This is a genomic window from Micromonospora lutea, from assembly GCF_016863535.1.
GTDB lineage: Bacteria > Actinomycetota > Actinomycetes > Mycobacteriales > Micromonosporaceae > Micromonospora > Micromonospora lutea.
This window is the reverse complement of sequence record NZ_BOPB01000005.1, coordinates 144,679-171,672: the sequence shown is the minus strand read 5'-3', so window position 1 is coordinate 171,672 and position 26,994 is coordinate 144,679. Positions and strand designations below refer to the sequence as shown.

Sequence of the window (26,994 nt, the reverse complement as noted above, 5' to 3'; positions counted from 1 at the left end):
CCCCTGCTGGCCAGCCGTCGCGGGTGTCGGAACGGACGGTCAGCAGTCCACGGCCGGGTGGTTCGCGGTCCGCACGGTGGTCACCGTGCGGCCGTCGACCGACCCGCTGACCCGGACCGTCACGGTGCCCGCCGGCGCCGCCGCCGCCCGGACGTTGAACTGCTGGTAGGCGTGGGCGCCCGGCGCGACGTCCGGCACCGACCGCTGGCCGTACGCGGTCTCCAGCACGATGTCGACCGGAGCGTCATGGTCGTTACGTGCCTGCACGGCCACGTACGCGTCACCACCGACACAGCGTGCCTGCGCGCGGACGGTCACCGGCAGCTCTGCCGGGTCGACCCGGAGCACGCCGAGTCGGGCGAGCTGGTAGCTCAGCGCCCGCTCCGGCGCGTCGATCTGGTTCTGGGTGCCGAAGCCGCGCTCCCGTGCCGCCTGCGCCTCGGCCAGCCGGGCGAGCATCACGGCCCAGGCGTCGGCCGGGTGGTCGGCCTCGTCCAGCGTCGCGGCGTACGCGATGGCGGCGTCGAGCCGGCTGGTGTCCAGGGACCGGCCCTGAGCCGTCAACGTGTCGCTGAGCAGGAAGTGGTCGAAGTCGACGTGCCCGCCGGCCTGCTGGGTCGCGTAGCTGAACAGACCGACCCGGTGCCCCATGAAGTGGGCGAGGCTGCCGTCCAGCGTCTGCGGACCGACCCGGTTGCCCAGCTGCGACCAGCTGCGCCCGTCGAGGCTGTAGTGGAAGGTGGTCCAGAGCTGACCGCTCGGCGCGGCGAAGTCCAGGTCCGCCTTCAGGTGCACCTCGGTCGCCTCGCCCAGCGACGCGGTGCTGCCCGGCAGGAAGTTCTCCAGCGTCGCCTGGTCCAGGTCGACCGCGAACGGTTGCCCCCGGTTCACCACGCCGATGGTGTTGACGCCACCGGTCCGCTTGACCGCGACGTAGGAGAAGCCGCGGTTGTAGGCGGCCAGTCCGGCGACGTCGCCGTCCTTCATCCCGGAGATGTCCATCCTGGTCTCCACCGACTGTCGTGGCCCGAACGTGCGCTGCGACAGGGTGTTGCGGGCCTCCTCGAACCAGGCCAGTTCGGCACGGTTGGCGAGCTTGGTGTAGACGTAGTCGCCGGTGACCACCGTGCCGGTGGTGAGTCGCAGCCATCCGGTGCGATCGGTCAGCGACCAGTACCGGTTGTCCGGGGCGTGGTTCCACTGCCACGCCAGGTCCAGCCGCGACCCGTTCGGCGCGATCTCCTGCTCGCCTCCCGGCGGTGGCGTCCACTGTTCGTCCAGGTAGGGCTTGTGCGCCGCGTCGTTGGCGAAGTCGTCGGAGACCACGATGCTCTGCTGCCGGGCGAACAGCTCTTCGGCGGGGCTGAGCTGGATCGGTTTGATGAAGGTGCCGTCCACCGCCACGACGCCGTTGGCGCCGAAGGTCGGCCAGCCGTCGGACCAGGTGGCGGGAATGAGCGCCGGGATCCGGCCGATCGGGAAGGTGTCCCGGAAGAACATGCCGTACCAGTCGGTCGTTCCGCCGTCGCGTGCGATCGGGACCAGGCTGCCCTGCGCGAAGCCGTTGGAGTTGAGCACTCCCCGCGCCTCGTAGGTGTTCACGCCACCGGTCGCGGTGTAGCGGCCGAGCAGTTCCCGGGAGCGGAACATGACGACCTGTCGACCCTGACCGGAGGGCCAGGTGATGATCACCGCGTAGTACCAGCCGTCGATGTGGTAGAACTGGGCGCCCTCGAACAACCCACCGATGAACGGCTGGCCGGCGTAGTCACCGGCGGTGAAGATGTTCGGGTAGTTCGCGGTGATCGCGGTCAGGTCGGCGTTGAGGCGTACCGCGCTGGTACCGCCGGAGCCATGGAAGATGTACGGCGTGCCGTCGACGTCGAAGAAGAGCGAAGGGTCGTGCAGGCCCCGGCCCAGTGCCGTGCGCTGCCATGAGCCGTTCTCGATGTCGTCCGTGCGGTAGATGTACGCGCCGCCGAGGTTGTTGGTGTTGAACACGACGTAGAAGACGCCGTCGTGGTACCGCAGCGACGAGGCCCACTGGCCCTGCCCGTACGAGTTCTGCCCGTTGCGCAACGAGAACGCGTCGCCGACGCTCGCCCGGTTGAACACGTAGTTGACGATCTCCCAGTTCACCAGGTCGTGGGATTTCATGATCGGCGCACCCGGGCTGAGGTGCATCGTCGTGCTGATCATGTAGTAGACGTCGCGGCCCTCGTCGTTCTCGGCGGCCGGCACCCGTTCCACGCTGATGTCCGGGACGTCGGAGCGCAGCAGCGGCACGCTGTACGTGCCGTCGCCTCGGTCGGTCGAGGTGTACGACGACGGAGGTGACCACTCGTCGGCGGCGTGTGCCACGCCGGTTGGGGAGATCACGGCAGCGCAGAGCAGCATGCCGGTCATCACCAGTGGGGTCCGTCGTGGCGCGGGAGGGCCGTCAGACACCTGCATGGAGGGGCTCCAGACGCGAGTGTTACGGGGAGCCTCCATGCTGTTAGCGCTAACATAGATCGTCAAGACCTTGGCCGAGATCGATCCGAAATATCCGGGAAACCGTCTCCGGCCAGGTCTCGGTGCGGCAACTGCGCCCAGAACTACGGACGCCCACCCGCAGATTCGAGGCTTTTCCCGGCGTCTGGCTCGCGATTGCATGGCGTAAGGTGGCCGGCGTGGCGATGTTTCGCATGGGCGAGGCGGCGGAGTTGCTGGGTGTCAGCGCGGACACGGTGCGGCGCTGGGTGGATGCCGGCCGGCTCACCGCTGCCCGCGACGACCAGGGGCATCGCGTGATCGACGGCGTCGACCTGGCTGCTTTCGTACGGGCGCAGGCCGGTGACCCGGACGACCGGGCCGACGAGTCATCGGCCCGTAACCGGTTGCGGGGCATCGTCACCGCCGTGGTCAAGGACGCCGTGATGGCTCAGGTGGACATTCAGGCCGGTCCGTTCCGGGTGGTGTCGCTGATGAGCCGCGAAGCCGTCGACGACCTGGGGCTGGCGGTCGGCTCGGTGGCGATCGCGGTGATCAAGTCGACCACGGTCGTGGTGGAGCGGCCCTCGGCCCATCCGGACAGTAGGAGGAACGGCTCGTGACGGCACGACGGCTGGCTCTGTTCACCGTCATCACCGTTGTCGCGTTGGTCGGCTGCGGCAGCGACCAGAGCACCGACCCGCTGTCCGGGAGCGGTGCCAGCACCGTGACCGGCGATGTCACGGTGTTCGCCGCCGCGTCGCTCACCGAGTCGTTCACCCGGATCGGCGCGGACTTCGAGGCGGCGAATCCCGGCGTACGGGTCGTCTTCAGCTTCGCCGGCAGCTCCGCCCTCGCGACACAGATCAACCAGGGCGCGCCGGCGGACGTGTTCGCCTCCGCCTCCCCGGCGAACATGACGACCGTCACCGACGCCGGTAACGGCGACCGCAGCCCGACTGTCTTCGTCCGCAACCAGCTCGTGATCGCGGTACCCGACGGCAACCCGGACGAGGTGACCGGCCTGGCCGACCTGAACCAGCCGGATGTCAAGGTCGCGCTCTGCGCCGAACAGGTTCCCTGCGGCGCGGCGGCGGGGAAGGCCCTGGCGGCAGCCGGGGTGACACTCACCCCGGTCACCCTGGAACGGGACGTCCGGGCGGCGCTGTCCAAGGTGCGGCTGGGCGAGGTCGACGCGGCACTGGTCTACCGCACCGACGTACGGGCCGCCGACGACGACGTGGACGGCATCGAGTTTCCCGAATCGGCCGAGGCGATCAACGATTATCCGATCGTCGTGCTGAAGCACGCCCCGAACAGGCCGGCCGCCCAGGCGTTCGTCGACCACGTACTCTCCGGCCCGGGCCAGGCCGTCCTCACCGCCGCCGGATTCCAGGCCCCGTAGTCGATGTCCCGACGCGACGCCGTGCTGGCGCGGCCCGACCGGTCCACGCCACCAGCACGCACCAGACGCACCGGTCGGGTACCCGTCGCACTGCTGCTGCCCGCCGCGCTCGGCCTGCTCTTCCTGGTGCTGCCGCTGGCCGGGCTGCTGGTCCGGACTCCGTGGAGCACGCTTCCGCAGCGACTCACCGAGCCGGGCGTGCTCACCGCGCTGCGGCTGTCCGTTCAGGCCGCCACCCTCGCCACCCTGCTCTGCCTCGTCCTCGGGGTGCCCCTGGCCTGGATGCTGGCCCGCGTCGACTTTCCGGGTCGCCGCGTGGTGCGCGCTTTGGTCACCGTGCCGCTGGTGCTGCCGCCGGTGGTCGGCGGCGTGGCTCTGCTGCTCGTCTTCGGCCGGCAGGGCATCCTCGGCGGCTGGCTCGACAGCACCCTCGGGGTGACCCTGCCGTTCACCACGACCGGTGTGGTTCTCGCCGAGGCCTTCGTCGCGATGCCGTTCCTGGTGGTCGCCGTCGAAGGCGCATTGCGCGGCGCGGACGTCCGGTACGAGGAGGCGGCGGCGACCCTCGGCGCCGGCCGTTGGACCACCTTCACCCACATCACCCTCCCGCTGGTCGCACCGGGCATCGCCGCCGGGGCGGTGCTGTGCTGGGCCCGGGCGCTCGGCGAATTCGGCGCCACCATCACCTTCGCCGGCAACTTTCCCGGCCGTACCCAGACCATGCCGCTCGCGGTGTACCTCGCCCTCGAAACCGACCTGGAGGCGGCGATCGTGCTCAGTCTCGTGCTGCTCACCGTCTCGGTGGTGATTCTGGCCAGCCTCCGCGACCGCTGGCTCAGCAGCCGGTGACCGCCGATCCGAGCGGGCCCGGTGCCGCCCCACCTCCCGGCGGCACGGTGCTCGACGCCCACCTCGTCGTGGACCGTGGCACCTTCCGACTCGACCTGCCACTGACCATCAGACCCGGCGAGGTCGTCGCTCTGCTCGGGCCCAATGGCGCCGGCAAGACAACCGCGCTGCGTGCCCTTGCCGGCCTGATTCCCCTCACCGGTGGACACCTCAGCCTCGCCGGGCGTCACCTGGACGATCCCGGCCGTCGCATCTGGACCCCGACCGAGCAACGCGCCATCGGTGTCGTCTTCCAGGACTACCTGCTCTTCCCTCACCTGACCGCGCTGGACAACGTCGCGTTCGGGCCGAGGCGACAGGGCCTCAGCCGGCACCGGGCCCGACAGCGGGCAGCGACCTGGCTGGCCCGGGTGGGGCTCGCCGAACACACCCATTGCAAGCCCCGACACCTGTCCGGCGGGCAGGCCCAACGGGTGGCCCTGGCTCGCGCCCTCGCCGTCGAACCGGCACTGCTGCTGCTCGACGAGCCGCTCGCCGCCCTCGACGCCCGCACCCGGCTCGACACCCGCGCCCAACTCCAGCACCACCTCGCCGGGCATTCCGGCGCGACGCTGCTGGTCACGCACGACCCGATCGATGCTGTGGTGCTCGCAGACCGGCTCGTCATCATCGAAGACGGACACGTGGTGCAGGAAGGTGACGTCGCCACCGTCACCGCCCAGCCGCGCACCGACTACGTCGCCCGCCTGGTCGGCCTCAACCTCTACCGGGGGCACGCTGACGGGCACCACGTCCGGCTCACCGACGGATTCCAGTTGGTCACCGGCGACCGGCACGTCGGCGGCGTGTTCGTCGCCTTCGCACCGTCAGCAGTGGCGCTGCATCCCCGTCGACCTGACGGCAGCCCCCGCAACACCTGGCCGGCCACCATCACCGGCATCCAACGCCACGGCGACAACCTGCGGGTACAACTCGACGGCCCGATCACCGTGGCGGCCGACATCACCCCGGCCGCCGCCGCCCACCTGAAACTGACCCCCGGGCAGACCCTCTGGGCCGCGGTGAAGGCCGCCGAAACCCGGGTCTATCCGGCCGCCGCCCCCCTCAACGTCCGGGCCGAGCCATGAGATCGACCGGCCGCCGCGCCGACCGGCCACGGCCAGCCCGCGTCGGCCACCGCTGGGGCAGCCGGTCACGGGAAGTCGTCCGGGCCGGTGCCGGGCAGCGTCGCCAACAGTTGCCCGGCGAGTCCGCTTACCGTCGGGTCGGGCTGACCGGCCAGCCCGACAAGTATCGGCCGGGTCCGGGTGTCCGCACCGTAGTGCCGGGCGAGCGCGAGCAACGCGGTGCGGCGGATCTCCCAGTCCTCGTCGTCCACCAGCCGCATCAGCAAGTCCCGCACCCCGGTCTGGTCGGCCAGGTTGGCCGCGAGCTGCTCCGCGGCCCGGCGACGCACCTCCAGCGCCGGATCGTCGCGCACCAGCCCCACCAGCAACACCCGGACTTCCGGATCGTCACCGAAATGCTCGCCGAGCGCGGCGGCGATGCGAGCCCGGATCGCCGGATCCCGATCGACCAACCGACGCATCAACCGCAGCGTCACCGCCATCGCGGTCTCACCCCGCGCGATCAGGCAGCCCACCGCCGCGTCGAACGCCGCCGGGTCGGTGTCGGAGCCGATGCACTCCAGCAGCACATCGGTGACCACGTCCGAACCGCCGTACGCGCTGAGGGTCTCCACGGCGGCCAGGCGGATGCCCGGGTAGCTGTCCCGGCGGGCCCGTCGCGACAGCGTCTCCACCAGCGCGTCGGTCTCACCGTGGCGCGCCAACGCCTGCGCTGCGGCGCGTAGCACGTTCGGATCCGGATCCCGGCGGACCTGCTCGGCGAGGCACTCCACCACCGCCGCGTCGAGCGGATCACCGAGACGGGCCAGGCTGCGGGTGACGCGAAGCCGGACGATCGGGTCCCGCTCTCGGGCGGCCCGGCTGATGAGCAGTTCGCGCGTGGCGGGCCCGAGCGGTGGTCGGCCGGTGAGCAGGTCGACGGCGGCGAGCCGGACCCCGGCGGTGGGATCCTGGCGGGCCCGTTCCCGCAGCAGCTCGCCGGTGCGGTCATCGGGGTACGCCTCGGCCATCGCACGAACCGCGGCGAGGCGCACCGTCGCGTCGTCGTCCACCCGCGCCGCCCGGGCGGCCACCGCCCATCCGCTGTCGTCCACGCGGTACCGGTCGGTCAACGCCACCACCGCCGCCGCCCGCACCGCCGCGTCCTCGTCCTGCTCGATCCGGTCCACCAGCCGGTCCCGGCACCGTCCGTCCGGGTCGGTGACCAGCACCAGCCGCTGCACCGCGACTGCGCGCACCCGCGCCGAGGCATCTGAGCCGGCCAGCTTGAGCAGCAGCTCGGTGGCGTCCGTGCCGCCCTGCCCCGGTAGCAGGTCGCACACCAGGCAGCGCCGCACCTCGTCGTGGGAGTCACCGACGATCCGCGACAGGGCCCGACCGCGAGCCGTCTCGCTCTGCTCGGGGAGGGTGAGCAGGCAACGCAGCGCGGCCTGCACCACGCCGGGATCGGTGTCGGTGGCCAGCAGGCGGTGCAGCGTCTCGGTGACGTCGGGCAGGTCGAGGCAGCGAGCCGCGAGCACCGTCACGGCGGCCCGCCGCACGCCGGTGTCCCGGTCCTCCGTCGCCCGCGTCACCAGCCGCCGGACGTCCTTGGCCAGCTCGGCCCGCCCGCCGAGGGACTGCACCGCCAGAGCCCGGACCGCCGCGTCGGGGGAACCGGCGAGGTCCCGCAGCATCTCGACCAGGTCGCCGCCGCTGGCACCGAAGTTGGCGACCAGTGCCCGCACCGCGGCCTGCCGCACCGTGGTCGAGCCTTCCGCCCGCGCCTGCGCGAGCAACAGGTCCTGGTAGTGGCGACGACTTCGGCCGGTGGCGTCCAACCTCCCGGCGGCCTCGGCCAGACCGGCCACCAGCGCGATCCGCGCCTGCCGCTCGCGGCCCTGCCCGAGCTCCTGGACCAGCAGCTCCTCCAGCTGCTCATCGGCGGTGGACAGCGCCGCCGCCGACCGGGTGGCGAAGGTCGAGCCCGAGCGCCAACTGGTGCGCACCCCGCGACGGCGATACCAGTGCAGGAAGACGGCCCGTCCGGGCCACTGTGGTCCGAGCGCGCGGATGGAGCTGAGCAGCTCCTGCTCGGTGACCTCGACGAGGTTCGGATCGTCGGTCGACATGCCGTGCTCGATCAGCAGCACGACCTGGCGTAGCACCGCCTCGCCGGCGCCGGCCAGCCCGGCGGGCTGCGGCGCCTCCGCCACGCACTGCGCGGCCAACACCAGGTTCCACGGTGGGCTGGGCAGGTTCAGCGGCGGCCACGGGCGGTTGACCTCGGTGGCCAGCAGGGTCACCAGACCGTTGGCGACCTCGGCGGGCAGGGCGCTGGCGACCAGCCGCAGCACCTCCCGCCAGGACGGATCTGCCCAGTTCTCCCGGAACAGCGCACGCAACTGGTCGATCCCCCAGGTGTCCGGGTCATGATCGAACCTGTCCACGATCTCCTCGGCACAGAAGTACTCCAGGAACGTACGGTGCACGAACCCGAACAGGCGCAGCCCGTACCGTTCCAGGATGAAACTGCGCTGGCGCAACTTGTTGATCATCGAGTACGCCATGGCGTGCGCGCGTTCGTTCTCGAAACCGTAGAACTCGACCAGGTGATCGCGAAAGATCCGCGACAGTTCATCCGCCTCGATGTAATTTCCGGCCGGCCCCGACTCCCGGCACTGCATCCAGAAAGCCAGGTGGCGCAACAGCCGCAGCTTCGCCTGCGGGTCCAGCGGCGGCACGTCGCCGTGTCTCTCCCGCAGTTGCTTGGTCACGTCCCATTCCGAGATCAGCACATCCGTGACGTGTGCGTAGAGCCGGCGACGGTTTCTCGGCAGCGGGCGGTCCCGACCGACGATCGCCATGAGCATCAGCAGCAACGGATTACCGGCGATCTCGTGCATCGCCCGTGACCGTCGCACCACGTCGAGGATCTGCCGCCGCTGCCGGTCGGCCTCGACCGACGGAGTCGGCACCACGTACTCGTACCAGTTGCCGAGGAACCGGGCGATCCGCTCGTCGTCGAGATCCTCCAGCGTGAAGTGGTCGAATCCGGCGTTGGCGAAGGTGTGCCGCAGGTACCCGGCCGCCCGCGAGGTGACCACCGTACGCACCCCGGGGTACTCGTTGGCGAAGGTGGCGATCTGCGCGGCCATCTCCTCCCGCTGCGCCGGATCGAACACCTCGTCCAGCCCGTCGAAGAGGAACAGGGCCTGACCACCCTGTCGCAGGTACGCCTCCAGCACGTCCCGATCGATTCCGGCCAGACCCTGCTGGTGCCGGTGGCCGACGTAGTCCAGCAGGCCGTCACACCGACCGTCGTCACGATGTTCCGCGTACGACCGCAGCTCGACCAGGACGGGAAGGTACTGGTCCAGCTCCGCCAACCGGGGTTCCTCACAGACCCCGGCCAACGCCAGGGCGAGGTAACGGGCGGCGGCCGACTTGCCGGAGCCGGGATCGCCGAGCAGCACCATGGCTCGGCGGGCCGGGTCGCAGACCACGTCGAACAGCGGCGACGCCTCCTTGGCCGCGTACTCCTCCCAGAGCCGCTCCACGTCCCTCGGGTCCACCACGCCGGGCAGCGCGCCGGCATCGCCGTCCGGGCCTGATCCCGCCCAGCGCCACCAGGCCAGCGGCATCTCCGGCCGGGCGTCCTCGTGCACTCTCGGCTCGACGAACACGTTGGACAGGCCGACGGTGAGGTAGCCGATGGTGGGCCGTGGCGCGACCGCGTCCAGCGGCACGGCCTGATAGCGCAGCCGGAGTTGTTTGTGGTACTGGCTGCGGACCGTCTCCGGCAGGTGAGTGTCGGGGTCGCCCGGTTCCCGCGCCGGTGACCGGCCGCTGCGCACGTCGGCAAGCGCCACGGTGACCTTCGCCGACAGATCGTCCACGCTGGAGAAGAAGGCGCAGAGGTGACGTTCCTTCAGTTCGTGCCGCAACGCCACGATCTGCTGCCAGTCGCCGTTGCGGTCGATCATGTCCACCGGCCAGGGCGTGTCCTCGGCGAGCAGAAAGATCAGGCACGGTTTGCCGGTCGCGAGCGCCTCACGGTATTCCAGCTCCGTGATGGAGGATTCCTGGCCGGGTGGCCGGTAACCGTAGCGCCAGGCGAAGAGACCCACGTAGAGATCACAGCGGCGTACGTCGGTCAGGCAGCGTTCCAAGGGCGGGCGGATGTCGGCGCCGTACGCCTCCATGGCGACGTCCTCGATTTCCAGACGACGCGCCACGGCGTGTACGGCCGCACGGTATTCCAGCAGGTCCTTTTGGGTGGCTGAAATGTAGACCTTCATCGACGGCAAACTCCAGGGGTGGCTGGCGACCGCATTCTTAAAATATCAGCCGTTGTCACATCCATCGGTCCCGTGACGTTCGCACCCCGGGCACATATCGGCCTTCCCGCCATGGATGGGCCTATGATGACCGCGGGACGGATTCGGTCCGGTCACCGGCCGCAGGCCCATGCCTGCCGGTCTCCCCCGTGGTGCCGATGCGGAGGAACCATGCTCACGGTGGGCGAGGTGCACACCAGCCTGCTGCAGCACAGCACGGCGCTGGCGCAGGACCAGAGCGCCGAGGTGCTCAGCCTGGTGGAGGGCGAGGCCGTGCTGACCTCGCGGCGGCCGTCGTTGTACGCGGTGTCACCCGACGTCCGTACCGGTGTGGACTGCTGGTTACCGAGCGCCAAGAACCGTCAGCTGCGGGGGGTGGGCGCGGTGGTGACCCGGGCCGTCATCACCGGCGGCCGGATCGTGCAGGCCTCCTCCATCATCCAGGTCGTCGCCGGGGAGCGCCGCCGGCCGTGGTCGCACTACCTGGCCAACTCGGGCGTGCTGGAGACGGTCGGCAAACTGGACTCCGACGACCTGACGAACGGCTTCCTGCACGGCAACGCCGCCGACGTGCTGAACCTGGACGCGATCACCGGCCGGGTGCTCGACAGCGTGCAGATGTCCGACCTGTTGGACCGGCGCCCACCACTGCGGGCGGCGCGCACCCGGTTGCGGTGGACCGCGCAGGTGCACCAGCAGCCGGGTGAGAGCGCCACGGCCGACGTCGCGGTGGACTCACCGACGCTGCGCACCGTACGCCTCACGGTCAGCCCGCAGGACGTGCCGGCGGCGGTCGCCGGTCTCTGCGAGGACCTCGCCCTGCACGACTGGCTGCTCACCATGCTGTCGGCCCTGGTGGAAGCCGCGGTGACCCGCACCGGCTCCACGCAGGAACACATCGAGCGGCTACGACCGGTGCTGGAGCATCTGCTGCACCTGTGGCTGCCGGGCGCCCGGGTCGACCCACGACTACGGCCGATCTGGGACCGGTTGGAACAGGTGCCCGGGTTCAGCCGGCAGTGGCAGTCGTCGGTGAGCTGGATCCGGGATCAGATCACCGTCGGCAACATGGCCATCCTGCGGGACCTGGCCGGTCGGGCGGCGGTCAGCCAGTCGTGCGGGCACGCCACACTGACCGAACCGCTCTCGACCGCCGGCAGTGGCCCGACGGGCCGCCGGGTCGGTCGCGGCGCGCAGACGCCGCACGGCTGAGGCCGGCCGGTTCACTCCCCGATGAACACGTAGCTCAGCCGGTCGACCAGTTCATCGGGCAGTTCCAGGCCCTCACTGCCGGCCCGCTTGGCGACCTGCCGCGCGACCGCAGGTGGCACCGCCACCTGCCCGAGGATGGTCCGCACCGCCAGCTCGACCGGAAGGTACCGGGTGTCCATCAGCGTCACCGTGCGGTATCCGCAGAACGGCGTGGCGTCCGGGTTCAACTGAACGATCGCGGGCAGCCGGTCCCAGTCGGTCGGCAACGGCTCGTCGGGGGGCAGCCGGTACGGCGGAGTGATCGTCTGACCCCGGTGCCGCAACACACCCAGTCGGGTCATCTGCCACACCGAGGCGAGCAGCGCGCACGCCCACACCCGGCGGTCCGGCTCGTCGGACCACAGTTCGATGTCGACGAAGATGGAGTGCGGCGCGTCGCCGGACTGCAGCGGTGGGGACCATGGCAACGGCAGCGTCATCGCGGGCGCGTCGGCGTGCCCCGGCGAACGCTTGCCGTTGGACAGCCAGCCCGACTCACTCAGCGGGGGGCGGCTCCCCGTGGTGTGCCGTGGCGGCTCCACGACCAGTGTGTCCACCACCAGCCGGGCCAGTTCGACGTCGTCGTAGCGGGCGAAGCTGGACTCGCGGGCCACGTAGTCGAGCACCAATCCGTGCTCCGCGGCGGCCTGCTGCACCTGCGGGATCACCTCACGCGGCGTGGCGAACCGGTGGAAGTAGTCATCGACGAGGAAGCAGGTGCTGATCCGGGGCTGCCGGTGGGGGCGCAGCCCTCGACGTGCCAGCGCCGGAATCGCCTGCGCCCAGTCCGCGATCCGGGCGAACTTGCGCCGTAGGTCCCGGCATCCGTCGCCGAAGTCCTCGGCGTAGACGTGCCCCAACTCCACCGACAGATGCGAGTACGGCACGCTCTCCGTACGACGCACCGCGGCTGCCTCCTGAAACCTGACATCCACGCTCATCACACGGTCTCCCATGCGGTCTCGTCGAAGAGCCGCTCGGTCAGCTCCACGAAGGCGTCCACGGTCCTGGCGTTGGCGATCTTGGCTTGCACGTCGTTGTCCGAGATCAGCTGCTCGCGCCATTGCAGCAGCGGATCCAACGGCACCGCGCCGAGCAGGGTGGTCCGGCCGGTGCCCCGCCTGCGGGCGAGTTCCGCCAGTTCCGAGTCGCATCGACGCAGGAACGCCTGCTGCGCCAGATCAAGATGGCCCACCTCGGGGCCGCGTGAATCGATCACCGCGGTCCGTACGAACCGCAGTGACTCCCGTAGCCGGTCCGGCTCGTGGCCGTACTCCTTGCCCATGGCCAGGATCCCGCCGGCCTCGAAGGCGAGGTCCGCCGCCGCCATCACGTGCTGGGGCGTCCAGCGGTGGAAGACCAACCACCGCACGGTCACCTTGCGCAGGGTCCGGTTGGCGGTGGCCGCCAACGCGATCTGGCTGGCGTACGATCGGCCGGCACTCAGATCCACCAGGGTCAGGTCGAACTCCTCCTCCAGCCGGAGGAACAGCTCGGCGCAACGTCGACCGATGTCGTCGGTGAAGCCGAACTCGCTGCCGTTGCGCTGCCCGGGCAACAGCACCAGCGAGCCCGAGCCGGTCGGTCGTTGGCGCAGGCTGACCCGTTCCGAGGTGCCCCACACGTCCAACTGCTCCGGTGACGGGATCTCGCCGCGCAGATACCGGTGCAGGCCGCCGCCGTTCGGGCCGGCGCCCTCGATGCCGTTGGTGGCCTGGGGGATCTGGAACGTGATGCCGGCGGTCGGCGATCCGAAGTCGTAGTCCAGATAGCAGGTGGAGCGACCGGAGAGCGCGCTGCGGTAGGCGATGTTCGCCGCAGTCACCGAACGTCCGGTGCCACCCTTGTGTGACGTGACGAAGACCAGCATTCAGATCCCCTCGCTGGCCTTCTGTTGGCCGGTGGTGATGTCGTTGAGCTGGAGCAGCAGGGTGCTCGCCAGGGCGGCTGCCGTGCCCGGCTGGCCGTCCACGAGCGACTGTGCGCGACGCAGCGTCGCGCGGATACTCCGCATGCTGCGCTGCATCGCCTCACCGGCGAACGTGCCGCTGATCAGCTCACGGTCGAATACGTACTCGGCTTCGTCGATGAGATCCTGGGCGAAGGTGGCAAGGTTCAAGGCTCGGGGAAACGGCCGCTCCCAGAGCAACTGCGCAGCGTTGACCAGGGCCTGTACGACGCGCTCGGTCAGGTACCAGGAGGGTGCCTCGGGCAGCGGCGCCAGCGCGGGAAAGGCGCCTCCGGCGTGATCCCACAAACCCTGGTGCCGACCCTCGGGAATACGCCGCCGCAGGAGGTGCTCCCACACCTCGTCGGCGAGTTCGAGCATCTCGCTGCGGTGCCGGGCATTGTTCAGCAGGCCGGCGACGGTGGTGGCTCGCTGGAGCAGCACCGTGGAGAACTCGTTGACGTTCCACGTCATGATCGGCTTCGACGTGGCGTCGTTCAGGGTCACCTGCTTGCCCGGTGCGTGCACGACCAACGCGGGCTCGTCAGGGGAGGCGCGCCGGGTGATCCGGCCCCGCTGCGCCAACTCCACCAGCACGTTGCCGATCCGCCCGAACTCCTCGTCACCGCCGCGCCCACTGGCGACCAGCCCTTTCACCGCCAGCGAGGTGGCCTGCAAGGTGTAGTAGTCGGTCCGGTCGCCGTCGGTGGTACGCCAGGGAATGTCCTCGATCGGCCACCGGCGTCGGTTGCCGAAGGTCGCCACCGTCGCCCAGTACCGCCGGGTCAACTCCCAGCGCAGTTGCAGGATGCGGAACAGCCGCTGCTGCTCCTCGTTGAGCAGACCGAGCAGGCGGGTCCGTTCGGAGTTCAGATCGTCGATGGCGTCCACGGCGATCACGGTGAAGTAGAGGTAGGGTGCGTTCTCCGCCGAGCCTTCGCGCTGTGGGCCGATCGCCTCGGTCGTCTCGACCTCCTCGGCGCCGGCCACGGTCCCCCACGACCAGCCACACTCGAAGAGCATCTCGCTGTTGTCCAGGTCCTCGGTGACCTGACCGGATCCGACCACGACGTTGCGCAGGCTCGCCATGGTGTCCCGCAACTGCGCGCGCAGCGCGGCCACGACCTCACGGCGCGGCAACTCGTCCTGGTTGACCATGTCGCACAGCCGGATGCCGAACTCGTCGGTGGCCGCGAAGACCGAGGTGCTGAAGCTACGCAGCAGTCCGACCATGGCCGCGGTGAGGCGGAGGCTGGCCATCTCCTCCAACTTGTCCAACTGGGCACGCAGGTCGGCCCGCTGCGTGGAGGGACGGTAGACCTTCACGAAACCGATGGTCGCCAGGGTCAGCGTGACCGACACCGCGAACGAGTCGACCACGTCCATGGAGCGCTGTTCCTCGGTGAGGTCCGGACCACCCTCGACCGGGGTGAGGTAGGTGCCGCCACCAAAGGTCGGCGCACCGCTGTCATCGGTGTAGCGGACGAAGTACTCGGTCATGATCCTGACCAGTCGGCGGGGAATCTCTATCGCGCCACCGATCGCGCCGAGGGCCTCGATGACCTCCTCGTCGATTCGGTCCGGATCGTCCAGCGCCAGCACCGGGATCTTGGTCGCCGGCATCAGCAGGGTCAGCAGTTGCTCCGCGTCACTGATGGAATTGGAGCCGCTCCGGCCGCCCCAATCCCAATCGCCGTTGCGTAGACAGCTACGCACCGTGGCCCGCCAGATGTCGAGAATCTCCTGGCGCGGCTGCATGCGCATGGTCCACCACCGTCTGCTGTAGTCGTCGAAACGGAGCTGCTGAATGTTGCCGGGCCCACGCTGATCACGATGACCTGCACCCATCATCGTATCCCTGCCGGAGCGTGACCTGAACCGCCGTGCGTACCGATCTACCGGTCAACCCGGATGGTCCGAGTGTCCAGCTGAGCGGGGTGCGGGGATCCGGGACGGACAATGCGCGAGGTCAGCCGCGGCTACGTCCGGTCACCAGCAACATGCCCAGATACCCGTCGCGCAGCGACGGTGTCGGCCGCACCTCGTGCATGTCCACGTCGTACGCGCCGGCCGCGATACTCGCCACCACTTCCGCGCGCTGCAGTTGCACGGCCGGAAACCAGTGCTGCCCGACGCGGTAGCCGTTCGATCCGAGCATGAACGCCGCGGCGAACGGCGAACCGGGCTGCAACGCTCCCAGGAACCGACCGATGGCATGCTCCGCCTCGGCCCGGTCGGCCGAGATCGAGCAGGCCACGAAGAACATGGTGCCTGCGCCCCAGGCCCTCCTGGGCAGGTCGAAGACGCTCAACTGCAGCACCCGACCCACCCGGGCCAGGTGACCACGGGGGTCGGTCAGCGCCGCGTACGCCGAGTGCTCCGCGCACACCTGCCAGTACGCGTCCCAGCAGTCGTCATAGCCGCTGATCTGGCTCCGCAACCAGCACACATTAGCCGTGGAATATTCGCAGAGTTCCACGCTGCGCGCGAATGGCAGAAGGGACAGCGCCGGGTAGAGGTTTGCCCCCGATCCCACGTCGACACAGTGCGCGTCGGCGACATTCGCACTCGCGAAAAAGTCTCTGATCCGACAGAGAATTTCACGATCATCGTCGCGCAGAACCGAGTAGTTGTGCTGGACGTAGGCGCGCGGGTCGAAGCCATCCCACTCGACCTCGGAATTGACAGTTCGTGGGGACCCGACTCGTGGCGGCGGGGTCGACGGCCCGCTACAGCCTGCACCAGCCGCCGGAATCAATGCCATGGAGGTGCCTCCATTGAAGTCGGCAGATCACTTTGGTCGTTTGCCCCGACGCGCTTGGCCCGCTGCCCATTATGCATCGGACGCGATGCCGATTCGCAAGTGCCGACGTTGACGCGAGCGCGATCATCGGTCGGCGTTCCGTCGTCGAGATGATTGATCGGTACCGACCACGGCGGTTCCGATCGCCGCGATGCCGGGCGACCAAGCGGGGTGAACCGGCGGGCAGGGAGGCTCAGCCCGTTGTGGAGGGTGTCAGCCGCCGACGCCCTCGGCCGAGCCGTCCGGACCGAGCGCGCCCTCCACCTCGCCCACGTCGAGGTGCACGTGCTGGTGGCCTTGTCCGGCGTCGACGTTGATCTGGTCGAGTTGGGTCGCGGCGACCGACCACGTGGTGACGGCGAGAGTCGCCTGCCGGGTCGCCAGCGACATCAGTTCCGTACGCCCGGTGGTCGGTTTGGCCAGCGCGAGAGCGACGGTGTCGACCGCGACGGTCGCCTGGTCGACGGCGCTACGCAGACCTCCACGGGCGACGTTGGTGGCGGTCATGCCCGATGGCGGATCGGCGAACTGCGCGGTCAGCCGCCGCATGGTCTGCTGCCACTGGTCGAGCTGCGCCTGCTCGGGCGTGCGCCCCGCCTCGGCGTCCCTGATGCCACGAATGATCGGCGCGAGTTCCTCCCCTGTCCGATGGGCCATCTCGGTCAGCTCGACGATCTGCTGCGCGTCCCGCTCGGCGTCGGCCTGACGTATCTGCGCCACGCTCTCCTCGATCGGATCCGGCCGACCGACAGCGTGCCCGACCAACCCGCCGACCAGGGCCGCCACCAGGACCGCCGCGGCGGCAGCGGCTACCATCTGCGCCCTCGCGCGGGTCTGCCGCGCCGGTGGAGCGACCAGATAGGAAGGCTTTCCGGTGCGACGGGACATGACACCCCTCGTATCGACGGCTGTTGCCTGGGAGCGTAGCCCTTACCATCAGCAACGTCGATAGTCGCAAAACCACCTACCGAACTTTCGCCTCAGGCAACGAAAGCCGGTCACCGGCATCGGGTGGACCTCGACCCGGTCGGGCCGGGCCCGCACGTCGCGGGGTCGGCCTGCGTGAATCAGTCGCCGGTCCGCCTACGCGTCGATCGGCGCACCGAGCCGGGCGAGCGCGTGACGGGCCCGGGCCCGCTCCTCGGGTCTGTCGATCTCCGTGGCCAGGGCCAGCGCCTCAACGTGCCGGGCGACCGCCTCGTCCCGGGCGCCCTGCCCGGCCAGCGCCCGCCCCAGTCCGTTGAGGACGCACGCCTCGCCGTACCGTTCGCCGATGTCGCGGAACAGGGCGAGCGCCGGTTCGTAGCAGGTGACGGCGTCCGCGAATCGGCCCAACGCGACATGGGCGTCGCCGAGGTTGTTCAGCGCGGTCGCCTCGCCGCCGCGATGCCGCAGCTCACGGAAGATCGCCAAGGCGCGGCTGTTCTGGTCGACCGCGACACCGGGACGGCCGGACCGTTCGTGGACGGCGCCCAGGTTCGTCAGCGTGTTGGCCTCACCCACCCGGTCGCCGAGCTGCACGAAGCGGTCGAGCGCCACCTCGTGGTACCCGCCGGCACGCTCCCAGTACCCGGCCGCGCTGTGCACGACGCCGAGGTTGCCCAGCACCCGCGCCTCACCACGATCGTCACCGGCGGCGCGGAACAACGGCAGTGCGCGTTCCAGATGCCCGATGGCCTCCGGATAGCGGCCCAGCTGCCAGCACACCACACCGAGGTTGGTCAGGGCGGTGGCCTCGGCGACCGGATCTCCGAGCAGCCGCGCCGCGTACTCGGCCTCGCCGTGCACCGTGATCGCGTCCGCCGGATAGCCACCGTTGTCGAGGTAGACGTAGAGGGTGCCGGCGAGCCACACGGCGTGTTGCGGCCAGCCGTCGCGGGCCGCGTGCACGCACACGGCCACCAGCGTCGCCCGCTCCGCGTCCAGCCACCGCAGCGCGGTCCTGGGCTCGTCGAACGGTGGGACCGCCGTGGGGCGCGGCGGCAGGTGCGGCCGGCGGTGTCGCTCGGCCGGGTACAACGCCTCCATCGCCGCGGCCGCGCGGTACAGGTAGTGGTCGAGCAGACGGGTCAGGGCAGCCCGGCGGTCCGCCGGTCGATCCTCCTCCCGGCCACGTTCGCCCGCGTAGGCCCGCACGAGGTCGTGCAAGGCGTACCGCCCGGCGACTGGCTGCTGGACCAGGTACTCGGCGGCGAGGTGACGCAGGTCGGTCGCGGCGGTGGCCGGGTCGGTGTCCAGCAGGGCCGCGGCAGCGTACTCGTCCAGGTCCGCGCCAGGGTGCGCGGCCATCCGTCGTATCAGCATCTGCCGCCGCGGCGGCAGATGCTGATACGACAGGTGCAGCGCCAGTTCCACGCCACTGTCGAGCCGGCGGTGCCGGTGACGCTCGTCCAGGCGGTCGGCGTGATCGGTGACCGTCCAGCCGGGCCGGGCGGCCATCTGGCCGACCACCACACTCAGCGCCAGCGGCAGGTACCCGCAGCGCAACGCGATCCGCCGATGCGCCGACGGGTCGTTGCCCACCGCCACAACGGGGTTCGACCGGACGAGCAACTGCTCCGCCTCCTGCGGAGTGAACAGATCGAGGTCGAGATGAACCGCCTCGTCCAGCTCGGCGAGGCGACGACGGGAGGTGACCAGGGTCAGGGTGCCGGCGCAGCGGGCCAGCAGCGGACGCACCTGCTCCGCGCCGGCCGCGTTGTCCAGCACCACCAGCACCCGTCGACCCGCGAGCCGCTCACCGAACGCCGTCGCGCGCTCCGCCAGACCGTACGGAATCTCGTGGCCGGACATACCGAGCAGGCGCAGGAAGCCGTCGAGCACCGCACCCGGCTCGGCCGGTGGCTGCCCCGGATCCGGGTGGAAGCCACGCAGGTCGACGAAGAGCGTCGTATCGAAGCGGCCGTCGTCGACCAGCACCTGGCCGGCGTGCACCGCGAGGTGGGTCTTACCGACCCCGGCCATCCCGGCCAGCACACAGACCTGCCCGCCGCGTCCGGTCGCACCGGGAGCGGCCAGGTCCGGCGCCGCGGTCAACGCGGCCAGGTCCCTCAGCCGGGTCAGCTCCGCCTGACGGCCCGGCGTTGATCCTCCGTCGCCCGGTCTTGAAGCAGTCCACGACGGTGCCTCTGCGGGCCAGCTCGTCGACGGGACGACCGTCGCTTCGCCGCCGCTCGTTGACCCGCCGGGTGATCGTGTCGTAGGAGGGATCACCGGCCCAGAGCTTGAGTGCGCGCAGGCAGTCGATCAACTCGTCGAGGCAGTGGGCCGAGCCCGGGTCGGGTGGCCCGTCGGACACGGTCGGCTTCATGACACCCACGAGGTGTGACGATAACAATCGATGTCGTACCAACCCGTACGGAATCGTTTGGACTTCACCTGGCGGGACGGCGGTCGTGCTGGGATCAGTCGGATGACGGCCGCCACGGCGTACGGGGGCGTGGCGGCCAGCCTCGTCCGCCGCCGTGCGAACAGGCCCAAACGTCAGGCGAAACGGGACGGATCACCGGCGCCCACCCGGACGATCTCCGGCTCGCCGTCGGAGAAGTCCACCACCGTGGTCGGTTCGGTTCCGCAGTCACCCGCGTCGACCACCGCGTCGACGGCATGGTCGAGACGCTCCATGATCTCCCAACCCTGGGTCATCGGCTCCTCGTCGTCGGGCAGCAGCAGGGTGCTCGACAACAGCGGCTCGCCGAGCGCGTCGAGCAACGCGCGGGTGACCGGATGCGCCGGTATGCGTACCCCCACGGTCTTCTTACGGGGGTGCCACAACCGCCGGGGCACCTCCTTCGTGGCGGGCAGGATGAAGGTGTATCGGCCCGGGGTGGCCGCCTTCACCGCCCGGAACACCGCGTTGTCCAGCTGCACGAACTGCCCGAGCTGAGCGAAGTCACGACACACCAGGGTGAAGTGGTGGCCACTGTCGAGGTCGCGGATCTCGCGGATCCGGTCCATGCCGTCCTTGTTGCCCAGCTGGCTGCCGAGGGCGAAGCAGGAATCCGTGGGGTAGGCGATCAACCCGTCCGCACGGATGATCTCGACCACCTGGCTGATGATGCGCGGTTGCGGGTTGTCCGGGTGCACGTCGAAGTACCTCGCCATCAGCGAAGCTTAGAGCGCCCGAGAGCGGTGTCGCGTTGCCGACAGTGGCACGTCCCGAGAGGCGTTGACGCTCATCGTTGTCTTTATGGTCGTACGCGCGCCCGGCGGCGGCTACGGGGACATGCTCCGGCCCCCCACGACGCCGACCCCGGTACGGGTCACCGTGCTCGCCTTCGCACTTCTGGCACTGCTGTTCGCCCTCGCGACGGTGCACCGTCTGCTGGGCACCAGCGGCTCCCTCGGCGCCGTCGCCTTCTTCGCCGTGATGGCCACCGCGTGCGCGCTGGTCGCGGTCAGCCTGGCGACCCGCCGCCGGTGGGCACCCTATCCGGCGTACGCCCTGGCGGGTCTGTTGGCCGCCGCCTCGCTGGGGCTCTTCGGCGCGATCACGCTTGTCGGCCTGGGCCTGCTGGCCTGGGTGGTCGTGGCCCTCAACACCCACGTCGCGCGCGACTGGTTCCGCGGCCGCGCCCGCCTCCGGTGAAAGGAAGGGCCCCCTCTTAACGCCTACGGTAGAGAAAGGGGCCCCTGTTAACTGGTCGACCCGCTCGGGCGGCGTGCCTCGTTACTCGCCGGTCGAGCCGGCCGTGTCGGCCTCCCCGTCGGCCTCGGCCGCCGCAGGCTTCTCCCGCTCCGCCTGCTCCGGCGTAGCCTTCTCCGGCTCGGCCTTCGGGTTGACCCAGGAGAACTCGATTTCGATCGAGAACTCGTCGGCGCCCTCCTGCTCGATCTCCAGTTCGCAGCGCACCTCGTCGGCGACCGTGATCGCCCCCGCCGCGCCGTAGAAGACCTGCCCGCTCTCCAACTGGCTCGCCATCTGACGCAGCCACGCGGCCAGGTCCGCCCGCGACACCGTGCGCTCGTCCTCGTAGATATCCATACCGCCATGCTGGCATCCGCCCCCGGTGCCCGGCCCGCAGGGGTGCCATCCGACACGGCACTGAGGAGCGCCACGGCGGGACTCCGGTCTTGCCCGACCAACAGCCACCTGGTTAGGTCTGCCTTACCTAAATAGGAGGAGAGCTGATGGCAGCATCGCTCGCTACGGTCGAGGCGGCCAGCACCCGCACCGTCGGCAAGGAACAGGTGGGGTCCCTGGCCTTCTGGCGCGTCCGGTGACCGCCCGCCGTCGAACTGGATCGTGATGCTGTACCTGACCGCGCTCAATCCGACCGACTCCGTGCTGGACGGCCTGCTGCCGGCCGCCGATGCCCTCGGCGTACCGGTCACCGTGCTGACCGACCGCCCCGACGACTGGCCCGAGACGGTACCGGCACGGGGCTGCCCGGTGCGAGATCCGCACGCCGTCACCGAGACGGTCCGGGACGGGCCCGCCCCGGCGGGCCTGTTCTCCAACAGCGATCACCTACAGGCCGCCACCGCGCTCGCCGCCCGCCGCCTCGGCCTGCCCGGCAAGGACCCCGAGGCGGCCCGGCGGTGCAAGGACAAGGCCGCCACCCGGCAGGCTGTCGCCGAGGCCGGTCTCGACGTGGTACGCGCCCGCACGCTCACCCCGGACGAGCCGCCGACGTTCGACGTCTTTCCCGCCGTGGTCAAGCCCCGCGACGGCGTCGCCAGCGAAGACGCCTACCTGGTGGCCGACGAGGACGACCTGGCCCGACGGGTGACCGAGATCCGCGGCCGACGACCGGACGCGTCGCTGGTGGTGGAGGAGTACCTGCCCGGGGACGTCCGCACCCACGACACCCTCGGTGACGGCGAGACGCTGACCGTGCTCGGCGGCTGGCGTACCACGCTCGGCCCGCCGCCCACCTTCACCGAGCTGTGCCTGGAGTGGGCGCCGGCACCCCCGGCGACCGCCGACGCCGTTCAGGCCCAGCTGGACGCGCTGGGCGTACGGTTCGGCGCCTGCCACACCGAGTTCGTCGTGCATCGGGAACGACCCCGTCTGATCGAGGTCAACGACCGGCTGATCGGTGACCGGATGGACCTCGTCCTCGCCGACCTGCTCGGGGTGCCGCTGTTCGAGTACGTCATCCGGCTGCACCTCGGCGAGCCGGTGGCCGATTTCGATCTGCCCGCCCCGGCCTCGATCGGGCGGACCGCCCGGGTCGAGTACGTCTGCGCCGAGCGCGGCGGCACGCTCGTCGCCGCTCCCGGGCCGGTCGACACCGTACGCGACGGAGTACGACTCGGCTGCCGTCCGTTGCGGACGGTCGGGACCACCGCCGAGAGGACCGGCACCAACCGCGACTACCTGGCCGTCCTGCACGCCATCGGGTCGGATCCGGTCGCCGTCGGCCGCGCGCTGGTCGAGTTCCGCGCCGGACTCGACTGGGTGGTCATTACGTGACCGACCCGGTAGAGCAGGAGCTGTTCCGCCGGGTGCTGGACGCCCTGCTGCGCGAGGACCATCTCGGCCTCAGCAGCGGTGGTGGCCTCGACGGTCCCGGCTGGTGGCAGGCGCCGCACCACGCCGGTCGGCTACGCCTTCCGGTGCGTCCCGACGGGTTCCGGCACGCGGTCCGGCTCGCCCGCGCCGAACTGCACGTGCATCCGCCCGGTCAGGCGCCGGCACGTCGGGTGAGCACGTTGGCGGAGCTGTTGAAGGTGCTCGCGCCGCACGACGACGCCGACGCCGAGCAGGGGTGGCGCGCCTTCATCGAGGAGTGCCGGCAGGACCTGCTCGCCCGGCGACTGGCCACGACCACCCGGTCGCGCACCTTCGCCCAGGTCGCCGCAGCCCGGGTCGGCACGCCCACCGGCTTCGGTGGAGCTCTCCTCGACGACGTACTCGCCGCCCACGCCGGCCACCCCGTCTACCCCACCGACCGGTGCCGCCACGGGCTCGACGGCGCCGAACTGCTCCGGTACGCACCGGAACACGCCGCCGCGTTCGCCCTGCGTTGGCTGCCCGTACCGGCTCGGAGGCTGCGGCTGCACGGCCGGCTGCCCGCCTGGTGGCCGGCCCCGCGCCAGGCCGGGGAGGTGTTGCTGCCGGTGCATCCGCTCACCGCCGACCGGTCGGCCCTGCCGGTACTGGACCTACCGGGCAGCGTGGTGCGGCCCACACTGTCGATGCGGACCGTCGCCCTGGACAGCGATCCGACGACGCACCTGAAGCTGCCGCTGGCCACCGCGACCCTGGGTGCCCGCAACCGTCGTACCCTCGCGCCCGACTCGCTGACCGACGGCGCGGCGGTGGCCGCGCTGCTGGGCCGGATCGCCGCGGAACAGCCGCGCTTCGCCGGCCGGATCCTGCACGCCGACGAGAGCACCTTCGGTCACTGCGACGATGACGAACTGCTGTCGTTTCTGCTGCGTCGGCTGCCCGCCGGGCTGGAACGGGCGACGGTCGTGCCGGTGGCCGCGCTGGCCGCGGCTGATCCCACCGCCGGCACGGTCGCCCAACGCATCGGCGGTGACGACCCGACCGAACTGCTCGGGTCCTATCTGGACCTCCTGCTCGACTGGCACGTGTGCCTGTGGTTACGGTACGGAGTGGCGTTGGAAGCGCATCCGCAGAACATCCATCTGGTCCTGCCGGTCGCCGGCCCGGTCCGGCTGCTCTACAAGGACAACGACGGTGCCCGGCTGGACCCCCGGCACGCGGGCACGGTCCGGCTGCGCGACCAGCGGATGTGGATCCGCCACCCCGGGGAACTGGTCGACATGTTCGTCACGATCACCCTGCACCTGGCGGCGGCGGCACCCCTGATCGCCCTGGCGGAGCAGGGCGTCACCGTGCCCAGCCCCGCCGAGGCGCTCACGCCCCGGCTGCGCGTCGCCCGCGACCGGTGGGGCGACACCCCCGCCGCACGGGATCTCGTCGATGGTGTCCTGACCGCCGACCGGCTGCCGGTCAAGGCGATGCTCACCGCCGGCACGCTGCTGCCCAAGCAGCGGCTCGGCTGCACCGACGTGAACAAGTTCTACCGCCGCACCGGACCCAACTACCTGCGGAGCGTTTCGTGACATCGCGGACGGCCGAGCCGGCCACCCGGCCGGCGGAGCACGCCGCCGATCTGGCTGCCGCACACACCCTGCTCTCCTGCTACCTGCGGGAGGTGGCCGCGCCCGACGGTGCCGCCGAGACCGTCGACGGCATCCTCCGGATCCGGTTGCCGCGCCTCGGGTTGACGCTGGCCTGCCGACTGGCGCGGGTCTCCCCCGTGCTGGCGCACCGCTACGACGGCCCGGTCCGGTGCCGACCGACGGAGGGCGCCAGCACCCGCCGTCTCCCCGACCTCCCGGAGCCGCCGGCGGCCGACACACCGGTCGACGGCGGTCAGCTCGCCCGGTTGCTCGCCGCCGAGCTGACCGCCCGCACCGGGCTGGTCAACGACGAGTTCGTCGAGCAGGTGCTCGGCAGCCGCGACGCCCTGGCCACCCTGCTGCGGCGACGCCCGTCGCGCGACCCCACCCCGACCGGTGACCCGGTGGTGGACGGCTACGTCGACTCCGAACAGTCCCTGGTGTACGGACATCCGCATCATCCGAGTCCGAAGTGGCGCAGTGGTGATCCGACAAGCTGGCGTCGCTACGCCCCGGAGCTGCGGAGCACCTTTCGGCTGAGCTGGCTCGCCGTGCCCACCGAACTGGTCGCGGGTGACGGTCCGTTCGACGCGCTGATCGCGCCGCTGGATCCGCCGGCCGTGCCAGCCGGTCACCACCTGCTGCCGGTGCATCCGTGGCAGCTGTCGCTGATGCCGCCGACCGACCCGAGGCTGCGCCGGCTCGGCCCGGCCGGGGTGCCGATCCGACCGACCGCGAGCGTCCGGACGCTCTACGCCCCCTCGGTGGACCTGTTCCTCAAGACCAGCCTGCACGTACGCATCACCAACTGCCTGCGCAAGAACGCCCGTTACGAATTGACCGGTGCGGTGGCGCTGACCCACCACCTGTCCACCGTCACGCTTCCCACGCGGGTCGGGCTGCTTCGCGAGCCCGCCTACCGGACCGTCGACCTGCCGGGCGCGGACGAGGCGTACGGCACGATCCTGCGGACCGGGGTACGCGAACATCTACGGCCGGGCGAACGGGTGGTGTTGGCGGCCGCGCTGGCCGCCGCGCCGCTGGCGGTGCCGGACCCGTTCGACTGGTGGCGCGCCTACGTCGAGCTTCTGGTCCCCACCGTCCTGCGACTGTGGCTGGGGCATGGCGTGATTCACGAGGCACACCTGCAGAACGTGCTGGTCGTCCTGGACCCCGACGGCCGCCCGGTGCGGCTGATCCTGCGTGACCTCGAAGGGTTGAAGCTGGATCTCAGCCGGTTGACGGCCTGGCCCGACCGCGTCCCCCGGCAGGCCGCCTACACCCCCGCGCAGGCGGCCCGACGGGTCATCTACTGCCTGTTCGTCAACCATCTCGCCGGTCTCGCCGGTGCGCTCGCCGATGGTCACCCCGGCATTGAGCCCCGGCTGTGGCAGACGGTCCGGCGAGCCGTCGAGACGGCGTACGCGCACCTGGGCGAGCCGGCCGAGCTGGCCCCGCTGCTCGACGGCGCGCCGCTGGCCGCGAAGGCGAACCTGCTGGTGCGCTGGCACCGGGCAGCCGACCAGCAGGCGTCCTACGTCGCGGTGCCCAACCCGCTGGGGGGTGCCCGGTGACCCGGCCGACCTACGTCTACGACCTCACCGCCCTGGCCACGCACGCCGCCGCTGTCCGCGCGGCCCTGCCGCAGCGGGTCGAGCTGCTCTACGCGGTGAAGGCCAATCCCGATCCGGGGATGCTGCGCACCCTCGCGCCCACGGTCGACGGTTTCGAGGCCGCCAGTCGGGGCGAGCTGCGTCATCTCGCGGCCGTGCTGCCCGACCGGCGGGTAGCCGCTTTCGCCGGGCCGGGCAAGACCGACGAGGATCTCGCGGCGGCGGTGGCCGCCGACGTGGCCCGGATACATGTCGAGTCCCCCGCCGAACTGCACCGGCTGGCCGCCCTGGCCCGGGTCGGCGGGCGTACCGTCGACGTGCTGCTGCGGGTGAACCTGCCGGTCGCGACGCCCGGCGCGGTCCTGGTGATGGGCGGGCAGGCGAGCCCGTTCGGGATGGACCCGCCGGAGGTGGTCCGACTCGCCGCCGACCCGCCGGTCGGGGTCCGGGTCCGTGGCGTGCACGCGCACCTGGCCAGCGGGCTCGACGCGGCGACCGCCGCCGCCGTGGCGCGGGAGGTGACCGACTGGGCGGTGCGGCAGGTACGGGCCGAGGAGGTCAACGTCGGCGGTGGCATGGCCGTGGACTACCGCCATCCGGAGGACCGCTTCGACTGGCCGCGCTACGGCCGGCTGCTCGGCGAGGTGACCGACGCCCACCCGACGGTGCGGCTGCGGATCGAGCCGGGCCGCGCCGTGGCGGTCTACTGCGGGTCGTACCTCACCGAGGTGATCGACGTGAAGCGGTCCCAGGGCCGGTGGTTCGTGATCGTCGCTGGTGGCACCCACCACCTGCGTACGCCGGCGGCCAAGGGGCACTCGCAGCCGTACGTGGTGGTGCCCCGGGGTGGCGACGGGCCGCGCACCGACGGTGGCCCAGTCACCGTCGTCGGCCAGCTCTGCACCCCGAAGGACGTCCTCGCGCAGACCAGCGACGGTCCGACCATCGCGGTCGGCGACGTGCTGGTCTTCGGAATGGCCGGCGCCTACGCCTGGAACATCAGCCACCGCGACTTCCTCATGCACGATCCGCCCGACTTCGCGGTCGGAGAACCACTCGCTCTCGCCCGGATCTGGGGCCACTAGGCTTTCCGCTGCTCTGATCTTG

20 protein-coding genes are annotated in these 26,994 nt (G+C 70.8%); 10 read left to right on the top strand and 10 right to left on the bottom strand.

The features are described from left to right. Positions 1–39: 39 nt before the first annotated feature. A complete protein-coding gene (locus Vlu01_RS06095; protein WP_239095722.1) occupies positions 40–2,454 on the bottom strand; it encodes a glycoside hydrolase family 43 protein in 2,415 nt (804 codons plus the stop codon). Between the two features lie 218 nt (positions 2,455–2,672). Here Vlu01_RS06095 and Vlu01_RS06090 point away from each other — a divergent pair, with 218 nt between their 5' ends. The 4 genes from Vlu01_RS06090 to Vlu01_RS06075 are packed head-to-tail and all read left to right on the top strand — an operon-like array spanning position 2,673 to position 5,853. Next, on the top strand, positions 2,673–3,095 hold the full coding sequence (locus tag Vlu01_RS06090) for a TOBE domain-containing protein (protein WP_203995243.1): 423 nt from the start codon (positions 2,673–2,675) through the stop codon (positions 3,093–3,095). Next, positions 3,092–3,877, top strand: coding sequence for a molybdate ABC transporter substrate-binding protein (gene modA / locus Vlu01_RS06085; RefSeq protein ID WP_373307290.1), 786 nt, complete (start codon positions 3,092–3,094; stop codon positions 3,875–3,877). Before Vlu01_RS06090 ends, modA begins: the two co-directional genes overlap by 4 nt. 3 nt (positions 3,878–3,880) lie before the next feature. After that, on the top strand, positions 3,881–4,726 hold the full coding sequence (locus Vlu01_RS06080) for an ABC transporter permease (protein WP_203995240.1): 846 nt from the start codon (positions 3,881–3,883) through the stop codon (positions 4,724–4,726). Next, on the top strand, positions 4,723–5,853 hold the full coding sequence (locus Vlu01_RS06075; protein ID WP_239095721.1) for an ABC transporter ATP-binding protein: 1,131 nt from the start codon (positions 4,723–4,725) through the stop codon (positions 5,851–5,853). The genes Vlu01_RS06080 and Vlu01_RS06075 overlap by 4 nt, the downstream gene beginning before the upstream one ends. Positions 5,854–5,918: 65 nt before the next feature. On the opposite strand, the gene Vlu01_RS06070 is transcribed toward Vlu01_RS06075, so the two are convergent. Next, complete coding sequence (locus Vlu01_RS06070; RefSeq protein WP_203995235.1) at positions 5,919–10,133, bottom strand: HEAT repeat domain-containing protein; 4,215 nt, start codon at positions 10,131–10,133, stop codon at positions 5,919–5,921. A 210-nt stretch (positions 10,134–10,343) separates the two neighbouring features. Between Vlu01_RS06070 and Vlu01_RS06065 the strand changes: the two genes are divergently transcribed. After that, the gene (locus Vlu01_RS06065) at positions 10,344–11,384 is read left to right on the top strand and encodes an SCO2521 family protein (RefSeq protein WP_203995229.1); all 1,041 of its coding nucleotides are present in this window, start codon (positions 10,344–10,346) and stop codon (positions 11,382–11,384) included. An 11-nt stretch (positions 11,385–11,395) separates the two neighbouring features. Here Vlu01_RS06065 and Vlu01_RS06060 read toward each other — a convergent pair whose 3' ends face one another. From Vlu01_RS06060 to Vlu01_RS06030, 7 genes are all read right to left on the bottom strand, one after another. Further along, a complete protein-coding gene (locus Vlu01_RS06060; RefSeq protein ID WP_239095720.1) occupies positions 11,396–12,364 on the bottom strand; it encodes an SCO2522 family protein in 969 nt (322 codons plus the stop codon). Then, positions 12,364–13,293 (bottom strand): SCO2523 family variant P-loop protein, encoded by a 930-nt coding sequence (locus tag Vlu01_RS06055; RefSeq protein WP_203995228.1) that lies wholly within the window; start codon positions 13,291–13,293, stop codon positions 12,364–12,366. Before Vlu01_RS06055 ends, Vlu01_RS06060 begins: the two co-directional genes overlap by 1 nt. Next, positions 13,294–15,135 (bottom strand): SCO2524 family protein, encoded by a 1,842-nt coding sequence (locus tag Vlu01_RS06050; protein WP_203995227.1) that lies wholly within the window; start codon positions 15,133–15,135, stop codon positions 13,294–13,296. Between the two features lie 205 nt (positions 15,136–15,340). After that, positions 15,341–16,135 carry an SCO2525 family SAM-dependent methyltransferase gene (locus Vlu01_RS06045; protein ID WP_203995225.1) on the bottom strand — a complete coding sequence of 265 codons (795 nt, stop codon included), beginning with the start codon at positions 16,133–16,135 and terminating at the stop codon, positions 15,341–15,343. A gap of 252 nt (positions 16,136–16,387) precedes the next feature. After that, a complete protein-coding gene (locus Vlu01_RS06040) occupies positions 16,388–17,062 on the bottom strand; it encodes a hypothetical protein (RefSeq protein ID WP_203995222.1) in 675 nt (224 codons plus the stop codon). Between the two features lie 195 nt (positions 17,063–17,257). Then, positions 17,258–19,210 carry a tetratricopeptide repeat protein gene (locus tag Vlu01_RS06035; RefSeq protein ID WP_203995221.1) on the bottom strand — a complete coding sequence of 651 codons (1,953 nt, stop codon included), beginning with the start codon at positions 19,208–19,210 and terminating at the stop codon, positions 17,258–17,260. A 447-nt stretch (positions 19,211–19,657) separates the two neighbouring features. Then, the gene (locus tag Vlu01_RS06030) at positions 19,658–20,278 is read right to left on the bottom strand and encodes an L-threonylcarbamoyladenylate synthase (protein ID WP_203995219.1); all 621 of its coding nucleotides are present in this window, start codon (positions 20,276–20,278) and stop codon (positions 19,658–19,660) included. Positions 20,279–20,363: 85 nt separating this feature from the next. Between Vlu01_RS06030 and Vlu01_RS06025 the strand changes: the two genes are divergently transcribed. Further along, positions 20,364–20,762 carry a hypothetical protein gene (locus tag Vlu01_RS06025; protein WP_203995210.1) on the top strand — a complete coding sequence of 133 codons (399 nt, stop codon included), beginning with the start codon at positions 20,364–20,366 and terminating at the stop codon, positions 20,760–20,762. A gap of 81 nt (positions 20,763–20,843) precedes the next feature. Here the strand turns inward: Vlu01_RS06025 and Vlu01_RS06020 are convergent, their stop codons facing one another. After that, entirely contained in the window at positions 20,844–21,158 is a 315-nt protein-coding gene (locus Vlu01_RS06020; protein WP_203995209.1) for an amphi-Trp domain-containing protein, read from the bottom strand. Positions 21,159–21,422: 264 nt separating this feature from the next. Between Vlu01_RS06020 and Vlu01_RS06015 the strand changes: the two genes are divergently transcribed. From Vlu01_RS06015 to Vlu01_RS06000, 4 genes are read left to right on the top strand one after another with little or no spacing between them, the layout of a single operon-like run. After that, positions 21,423–22,592, top strand: a complete 1,170-nt coding sequence (locus Vlu01_RS06015) for an ATP-grasp domain-containing protein (protein WP_239095737.1) — start codon at positions 21,423–21,425, stop codon at positions 22,590–22,592. Continuing rightward, entirely contained in the window at positions 22,589–24,214 is a 1,626-nt protein-coding gene (locus Vlu01_RS06010) for an IucA/IucC family protein (RefSeq protein ID WP_203995207.1), read from the top strand. The genes Vlu01_RS06015 and Vlu01_RS06010 overlap by 4 nt, the downstream gene beginning before the upstream one ends. Further along, positions 24,211–25,848, top strand: coding sequence for an IucA/IucC family protein (locus tag Vlu01_RS06005; RefSeq protein WP_203995206.1), 1,638 nt, complete (start codon positions 24,211–24,213; stop codon positions 25,846–25,848). Before Vlu01_RS06010 ends, Vlu01_RS06005 begins: the two co-directional genes overlap by 4 nt. Next, positions 25,845–26,972: an alanine racemase gene (locus Vlu01_RS06000; protein ID WP_203995205.1), complete on the top strand. Its 1,128-nt coding sequence runs from the start codon at positions 25,845–25,847 to the stop codon at positions 26,970–26,972. Before Vlu01_RS06005 ends, Vlu01_RS06000 begins: the two co-directional genes overlap by 4 nt. Positions 26,973–26,994 lie beyond the last annotated feature (22 nt).